Raw genomic sequence first — 8229 nt, 5'->3', positions numbered from 1 at the left:
TGGTTCTCGGTGAATCGTACTTTTTTCATAATTGTATTTAAGTTAGAGATTTTTCTCTAACCTCACCGGACCATTTTCGGGGAATCTTACACCTCCATTGATAATTGCTTTCTTTTCCGATAAAGTAATAGACTTACTTTTCTTGCAGACCAGTATGGCATTGAAGAGGATGAGATTGTTGGATATCGTTTCCCTTTCTGATATCCCTTTAAGTGTTCATAGAATACGCTTTTGCATCCCTTATATCCTCTTTCTTTGACTTCATTCCATAACTGTATGATGCCTACCTCTGGTTCTTCTCTCAATCTAGACTGGATATAATCTACATATCTGGTTAAGTTACTTCTGGCGGGTGTCTTAGGTGGGGGCTCGTTAAGGTGTAAATTTTTTTTTTACTGTATTCCTACTAGCCCCTACTAATCTTGAAATGGTTCGTATTGGTACTCCGTCCTTATAATATTTCCTAATTTGTTCGAACTGGGAAAATCGCTTCGGCAATGAGCCATGGGAGGATTCTTTCAATACCTGATTTCCTGACTCCAGATATTCGTTTGCGGCTATCGCCTTTGTTAGCAATTGGGGCTTCATGCTTTGCCGAATCCGTTCTAATAGTTTAGTCAAGGCATCGCCCATATTCTTTATCAGATGCCAACGGTCTGCAATTTGTAATACCTGCGGAGCACCTTTTGACACTCCTTTGGCATACCTGGCAAACCGATCCCGGGTTACTATTTTTATTTCAGGGGGTTGTTTTAACCAATCTTCTACGGTTTTAGCTCCCTATCAGGTAATAAATCAATGATCTTTCTTGATGCCCAATCATCGATCCCTATTTCATTTACTTTAAAGTTTTGAGGAAATTTCTGTTTGTGTATTAATCTGATAAATGTGGAGCTACTCGTTGGTATATTTAGAGTTTGGGATAACTTTGCCCCCATATTGCCCCAACTAATATTGCTATTTTCAATAGCTTTCTATTCAGCCTATTGGTAGCTCTACTATATTTAGAGAAGGTATTATCAAGAGATTCAATAAAGATTTTCCTGCTAAATGATTGGTTTTCAAAGTAAAGTTTCCTACATCTCAATTTTATCAATACTTTATTCTCAAATACTGGTAAACCTCTGAAGGATCGATAATAGTAGCTATGGAGTTTAGTCGCAGGAATATTACAAAGAGGGCATAACTGCTCCACTTTCATACTTCTCATAAATAGGGTGATATTACCAGCATCTACTTTGTAATCCAGTAAATCAAAGCCAGACTCCTTACAGTCAAATATTAAATTTTGAGGCCACATGAAATTTATCACCTATGTTACATTAATTCTCATTATGTAACACTTCCTTACCACCAAAAGTGACGAAGAACCGGAAGCTGACCAGTGATGAGGCATCATGACCACCTTTATAACATAATAATATTCCTGCCGAATGCAGGCCCATCCATAAGAAGATTTCGATTTATTACTAAAGTAATTAAGTCATACTATTTGCTTCCTAATTTTCGCATGGATTCTCCCGGAAGTTCAATTCTATGTGCTTTATAAAGTATTGCGTTTGCTATAGCACTTTCACCGATAACTTCATACGATACATTTACTGACAGCTGTGATGCGATAATTGTAGAGAGACGGCCATGCCTGTCTTCAATAATTTCCATTAATGTATTGGAATATGATTGTCTACCGGCTGCAAAGCAAAATCATCCAGGATCAGAAGGTCGAATTTCTCAATTTTATTGATCTCTTTGATATAAGATCCGTCACCTTTTGACATTTTCAATCTTGAGAAGAGCTTTTGTGTATTAAAGTACAATACCCTATATCCTAATTGGAAAGCCTGGTAGCCGAGAGCTGATGCGATGTAATTTTTTCCGACAACAGAGGCTCCTGTTATATGCAAGTCTTCCTTTTCTTGAATGAAGACACCTTCAGTAAGTCGCAGGAGTTGCGTCCGGTCGAGATTCCTGCTCTTATCAAAATCTATTTCTTCGATGCTTGCCCGGTAGCCAAACTTTGCACCCTTCATATAACGATTGATCTTTCTGTTTTCTCTATTTTCCCATTCTGCCTGTACAAGCAAATGGATTAGTTCATCATGTGTAAGAGAATCTGGGCGCTTATGTGCCAATACTGCAGTATAGGCTTGTTGCATTACATAAAGCTTCATTTGGCCCAATTGCTGTTTAATAACTTCTTGCATAAATATTGATTTATAAACTTATTGGAAGTGATCCTTACCTCGGATATTATTATGAAGTGGCAGTTTTCTCTGTTGCTCTTCCAGTTCTTGTTCAAATAACATTTCTAGTCCTCCATCCAGGATTTTCTTTATCGTTTTATAATTATATATCTGGTAATAGCTTGCGCGCTCAACAGCCTTTATCAACCTTTCTTTCTTTGACTTATTCCCAATTTTTGTAATAATTCATTGTTATGTCGCTCCAACAGTTCATGAATAGCTGTATTTAATTCCTTCAGATTAAAGAAGTTCTTATTCCTTAATGGCGCGTAAACTCTTTTATACATGATGTTTACAGCACTTTCCACAACCGCTTTGTCTTTTAGTCGTCTACTCTTGGTTGGATAGATCGTTGTTTGGTAATGGTTTCCAAAATCGAGGAAGCTTTCATTAATCTCCGGCTCACAATTGTCCGTTGATGTCACGGCGGATTTCAAGGTATCTGTAATTAAGGCACGTGGCACACCTCCGAGATAACTTAATTCATCAGCCGTGGCATGCAAAAAGTCTTCCTTTCTTTGAGTGTAAAGAGCCTCAATGTATGCCAACTGACTATAGCCAAGGATCGCAATATAAACTTCCACTTCTGTAATTAAACCATCTTCATAGTTTATGAGATGTGGCTTTTACCTGCGGAGTCAATGAAAAGCTTATCACCTGGCTGATGTTCAAGATGCATAGTCGCACCCCGATGTTCTAACCATTCACGATAATACTCACAAAAATTGTGTATATGCATAACCATCTGGATAACGGGCCTTATACTCGCCCCATAAAATCCAGCGGGTTACTCCCGTTCCCTTCAAGTCCAGTTCAATCCAGACATACATCTCTTCGAGTTGTTCATATCTGGGTTTGCTTACTACCGTCGGTTCAGCAAAAAGCCGCTCCAATTTATGGTCTTCCACTGAAGCTAATTCCACAATGTTCAAACCCTTTAATTGAGCTAAACGAATATACTTTTTTACGGTATTACGAGAGGTGGACATATCTCTGTAAATGTCTTCCAGAGCCATTTCATTCCTTCGATGCAAAAGATCAGCTTTAACTTAATCATGCTGATAGTTTCTCCTGACATCTTCAGGGGATTTAATACCCCAAAATAAATAAACCCCTGGAAATTACGGGTGGTCAATATGCCGCAAGACGTATTGACCACCCAACAGGATAAATTATTTATGTCGTTCCGGCATGTTGCCACCTATTGAGTGATGATAATCAATATGATAATACAGGAGTATAATCACGGGGGCCCAGACTGGCGCTATTTGTAATTATGTAAGTGGATGGTGATGAAAATTTATGCCCAAATACCGAGGCAAATGAAATATTGGCACGAATTTTTAATATTATCTTTATAAATTCTTTTTAAATCTATTTAGTCAAATTATGGTTCTTTACATATTATAGTCGAAGCTTTACACGGAAGCGGGTTTTACATACATTTGCATCACCCCAAAAGAAAAGCCCAAACAGCAGAAACCGAACGGGCTTTTATTAATAAACAAAAATATGAGTCGAAAATAAGCAATTTCTGGCTCGTAGAAAGTCGGTTGTTACAATTTCTTCTCAGCTTCACATTTTACTTCAAGAGCAGGACAAAGGACGGAACATCAAATGCAGCTTCTTATTTGAAGGGGTTAATTGTTAGTCGTCGACGTAATTACCAGGTCATGGCTCAGGAACTTCAGAATTCCAGCCAGCAATGCTTACACCATTTTATAACAAATGGTAAGTGGTGTTATTCAAAGTTGATGGATAGGATAACAGTGGATTTTGGGTGTCTTTTTGCAACGGAGTGGACCTGAAGATGATACCTGTTTAATAATCGACTAAAGCGGCAATCCTAAAATAGGGAAGCTTTCTGCTGGGGTGAAGAGGCAGTACTGTGGGCAGATTAGTAAGACCGAAAACTGTCAGGTAGGTGTATTGGCGCTTTGTGCGGAGGCAATCTTGTTAATCTTGATTTCTTTTAGTGCCGTGATGCTAATCTCATTGTGCCATCTGAGAAAGATGGGCTTACCGTTTGTAGCTGATATTTCTGACAGTCATAGAGTTGACTGGAGGCATTTCAAATGAGAGTTCCAGGTAACGTACCAGGAAAAAGAGGGTGAAAAAGTAACAAAGGATGATTTTAGAAATGTTTGATTCTCTCTCTCCAAATTTTCATTGGCTTCCTGCGCCTTTATTACCTAATTGGGATTTCATACTTTGACGAGTACGCTCTAATAATTTAATCAAAGCATCACTCATATTCTTAATTAGGTCCTACAGATCAGCAATTTGAACTGCCTGAGGAGAACCACTTGGAACACCTTTTGCATACCGGCCAAAGCTATCTCGTGTAGCAATTCTGATATACTGCCTTTGCCTGAAGCAATCCTCTATCGTTTTGGATTCACGATCAAATAGCAGATCAATTATCTTTCTTGAATTTAAATCAATGATTCCAGTACCATAATGGTGATCTTTCTCATTTACCTAATCATCATTTCTACTGTATCTGCCTCAAAATTTTGAGATATTTTTGGTCTGTATATCAATCTGATAAAGGTAGAGTTGCTCGTAGCAATATTGGCGGTCACAGATAACTTAACCCCCATATTTCCATCAACTAATAATGCTGTATTCAATAGTTTCTTACTTAATCTATTGGTGTTCTAACGATACCAGGAAGATGTGTTATCCAAGGATTCAACAAAAATTTTTCTAGCACAGGTCTCATTCTCGCAGTTAAACCTCCTTCATCTTAATCTTATCGGAACTTCGTTATCAAAAACTGGTAAGTCCTTAAATGCTCTATAATAGTAACTATGAAGCTTTGTCGCCGAAACATTGCTAAGAGAATTACTGCTGTGCTCTCCGATTTCTCATGAGTATAATAACGTTTCCTAAATCAAATTTATAGTCTAATAAATCAAGCTCAAATGAATCAAAATCAATATTAAATCTCAATTAAAATGAAAATTATTCCATGTTAATTGGTCTTAAGTACGTAACAGAGTCTAAGCACCAAAATGACGAAGAAAGTATACTCCGTAATGGTGCTAAACTTTGTAATGCAATGAAAGGTAATGGTTAAGGTAGAACATTGGTAAATGTATACTCTAGAATATGCAAGCAAATTTTTGCTATAATATTTCAGTGTAAAATTGGTAATCTATTTACGTATTCTTTTTTAATTTTTTTTTAAATTCATGTAACATTATATACAACATTTACTTTCTCAATTTGTTAAGCCCATGTACGAAAAAAAAATAAATCTAGTAGAAAATACCGCCAATGTGATCGTTATTAGTTATGAAGATTTACTTAAGACCTTTGGAATACAGCAATTTTCTTCTGTTGGTTTCTATTTAAAAGTTGGTAAGTCTGATCAATTAGAGGGCTGGATATTTCATATATCTTTTAGACTAAGAGATATTGATTTATTAGCAAGGAACCTACTTCCCTATCTAATTAGACATAATCTCTCTTTCCAGCTTCCTGTTAATTCAGATATTCATAGTATGATTTTGAACTGTCATTTAGGATATTCAAACCTTGGTAAGGTTTTAACTATTTTTCCAAACCGAACTTCAAATTTATCAATCTTAGCCAACGAACTTATAGAGATTTCTACTAATTTAAAAGGCCCTGCGATTCCAACTGATATATTATTAGGAAATCAAGTATACACTAGATATGGAAGCTATGAAAGTTATGAACCCAAATACATTACTAATCCCGAGGGTGTAAAAATACTTGATCAGGAGACAATTCCGTTTAAAAAATATCCTTGGCTTTCATGGCCCTTCAAAAATCCGCAGAAAACAACTTTTATCCAGAAAGGAGAAATTTTAAATGGCAAATATTTCATAAGTGAAATTATAAAACCTGATGCTAAAGGGTTTGTAATAAAGGCACTATTTCAAAAAAATCTGTTTACTTATAAATATTGTATTATCAAGGAGGGAAAGATGGGAATGGCAGAAGATAAATATGGAAGAGAAATAGGACATCGCCTTATTTGGCAAATGGACCTGCATAAGAAACTACAGAATTTTATACCCATACCCCAAGTATTAGATTTTTTCCAGGAGCAATCTAATTCGTACTTGGTTTTTAGCTATATTAAAGGAATAACACTTGGAAATTTATTGTATAAATTGACAGCAGGAAACCATTGGGATGATATTGCTCAGAAATCAAGAATTCACATTATAGATATAGTATTGAAATCTATTTTAATCGTAAAAAATCTGCATAAGAAAAATTTTGTCCATAGAGATTTGAATGCTGAAAATTTTCTAATAAATAAAGAAAATAAAGTATGGATAATCGATATGGAATTAGCTTATGATCTTACTTTAGACTATCCTAATCCTCCATTTGAAAAGGGTACGGAAGGATATATGTCGCCGGAACAAGAATCCTTAGCTATTCCAACGTTCGAACAAGACATCTTTAGTATAGGTGCATTAATGGTAAAATGCTTTATACAATTTGAGCCTTCGAAATTTGATCTATTAGATTCAAAATTGCTAAAAAATAAGTTCGACTTTTTCTGCAAGGATACCTTTCTAGTTGATTTAATTTTATCTTGCTTTGAAACTGAAAGTAAAAATAGACCCTCACTTGATAAAATACAAAAATCTTTAGAAGAATTCAAGACAAGAACAATCAAAAATAACTCCACAAGAAAAACAAATAGTCTAGACCGACAATTTTTAGGTGATATTATTAGTCAGTCGATTAGCTCATTAACAACTAACGGTGCTACTAGTTCCGATGGAATTTGGAATTGCTCAAATTCTAAGAATGATAATTTTGTTGGCAATGCAAGGTATGATAGAACTATAGATCTTGGATTAGACAAGGGAATTTCAGGAGTTTTCTATCTTTTGTCAAAAGCCAAATCTATTGGATTTTATATTGATCTGATTTCAGACACAATAGATAAAAATGTTATCTTTTTAGAAAAATACTTTAATTCCCAAAAAAATGAAATTCATTCGGGCCTATATTCTGGGAAGAGTGGCATTGCATTGGCAATTTCATCGTTAATTGAGGCCAATATTATTCCTATTAGTGAGAAGAATTATCAGATAATTTATGATTGCTTTGAAAATATTCCCACCAGTATGGAAATGGAAAATGGAATGGCTGGATATGGGATTTCATTACTTAAATGCAATAGCCTATTAGATAAAAATTTCATGGCAAAAAACATAAATTACTGCATTGACTTTATAATAAATAAACAACTACCTAATGGTTCATGGTCGTTAAATTCAGAACACTCAAAACGGAAGGAAATATTAACTGGATTTAATGAAGGCATTTCTGGTATTGCATGGTTTTTAATTAATTACATGTCCTTTCGGCCGGAAGATTTAATAAAAGATAGAATTTTTCTAGCATTAGATTTTTTAATTAAAGAAAGTAAACCATATAATGGTTATAAAACATGGAGAATCTCTTCGAAAAGAAACGAAATCCACGATTTCAATAATGGAGGGTATAACATTCTAAGGCCTTTTATTAAGGCTTATTCCCTTAGTAACGAAAAAAAATATAAAGATGTTGTCGAGCAAATACTGTATTCATATCCGATACATATAACAACCGAGTTGTTTTCACAAGAAAATGGTTTAGCTGGGTTAGGTGAAGTATACATTGAAGCATGGCAAGCTTTTAAAAATGAAGAATGGTTAACACGAGCAGAATGGATTGCGATGCTATTATCCAACACAACCTATGGAAAGTTACAAAATTCTTACTGGAGACAAGTTAACTCTAATTACCTCAATGTTAGCCTATTTAATGGGAATTGTGGAATAATACATTTTCTACTACGCATGTTTTCACTAAATCAAATTTCCAATTATTTTTCTTATTCTTAATTAATAACTTGATTTGATCAGATTTGAATAAATAAAAATTTCTTTAGTTTCTAGTAATCTGGTGACTGTTTTGCAAGAATATCATCCGTAATATTTCGGAT

The 8229-nt window shown here is 35.0% G+C and carries 5 protein-coding genes and 3 pseudogenes; 2 read left to right on the top strand and 6 right to left on the bottom strand.

The window, feature by feature from the left end; translation table 11 throughout:
* Positions 1-372: 372 nt before the first annotated feature.
* From DXN04_RS35800 to DXN04_RS15725, 5 genes and pseudogenes are all read right to left on the bottom strand, one after another.
* A pseudogene (locus DXN04_RS35800) lies at positions 373-762 on the bottom strand (transposase); the annotation flags it as partial.
* A gap of 148 nt (positions 763-910) precedes the next feature.
* On the bottom strand, positions 911-1201 hold the full coding sequence (locus tag DXN04_RS35795; protein WP_394337841.1) for a transposase family protein: 291 nt from the start codon (positions 1199-1201) through the stop codon (positions 911-913).
* A gap of 287 nt (positions 1202-1488) precedes the next feature.
* Positions 1489-2156 (bottom strand): annotated as a pseudogene (locus tag DXN04_RS15735) (ATP-binding protein).
* 230 nt (positions 2157-2386) lie between these two features.
* Positions 2387-2827 carry a DDE-type integrase/transposase/recombinase gene (locus DXN04_RS15730; RefSeq protein ID WP_158569039.1) on the bottom strand — a complete coding sequence of 147 codons (441 nt, stop codon included), beginning with the start codon at positions 2825-2827 and terminating at the stop codon, positions 2387-2389.
* A 132-nt stretch (positions 2828-2959) separates the two neighbouring features.
* Positions 2960-3259, bottom strand: a complete 300-nt coding sequence (locus DXN04_RS15725) for a hypothetical protein (RefSeq protein ID WP_116854295.1) — start codon at positions 3257-3259, stop codon at positions 2960-2962.
* Positions 3260-4094: 835 nt separating this feature from the next.
* Between DXN04_RS15725 and DXN04_RS35615 the strand changes: the two genes are divergently transcribed.
* Positions 4095-4322: a transposase gene (locus tag DXN04_RS35615; RefSeq protein WP_116854293.1), complete on the top strand. Its 228-nt coding sequence runs from the start codon at positions 4095-4097 to the stop codon at positions 4320-4322.
* A gap of 189 nt (positions 4323-4511) precedes the next feature.
* On the opposite strand, the pseudogene DXN04_RS35790 reads toward DXN04_RS35615, so the two are convergent.
* A pseudogene (locus DXN04_RS35790) lies at positions 4512-4706 on the bottom strand (ISL3-like element ISAzs13 family transposase); the annotation flags it as partial.
* Between the two features lie 779 nt (positions 4707-5485).
* Here DXN04_RS35790 and DXN04_RS15705 point away from each other — a divergent pair.
* On the top strand, positions 5486-8128 hold the full coding sequence (locus tag DXN04_RS15705; protein ID WP_116854292.1) for a lanthionine synthetase LanC family protein: 2643 nt from the start codon (positions 5486-5488) through the stop codon (positions 8126-8128).
* Positions 8129-8229 lie beyond the last annotated feature (101 nt).

Origin of the sequence: Chitinophaga silvisoli (assembly GCF_003412465.1) — a bacterium.
GTDB classification, from domain to species: Bacteria; Bacteroidota; Bacteroidia; order Chitinophagales; family Chitinophagaceae; genus Chitinophaga; species Chitinophaga silvisoli.
The sequence above is the reverse complement of the archived record's forward strand: the minus strand, read 5'-3'. Positions and strand labels throughout refer to the sequence as shown.

Bases quoted from the DNA above. Each gene is read 5' to 3' on its own strand.
- DXN04_RS35795 (WP_394337841.1), bottom strand. From the start codon at position 1,201: ATGAAAGTGGAGCAGTTATGCCCTCTTTGTAATATTCCTGCGACTAAA.
- DXN04_RS15725 (WP_116854295.1), bottom strand. From the start codon at position 3,259: ATGGCTCTGGAAGACATTTACAGAGATATGTCCACCTCTCGTAATACC.
- DXN04_RS15705 (WP_116854292.1), top strand. From the start codon at position 5,486: ATGTACGAAAAAAAAATAAATCTAGTAGAAAATACCGCCAATGTGATC.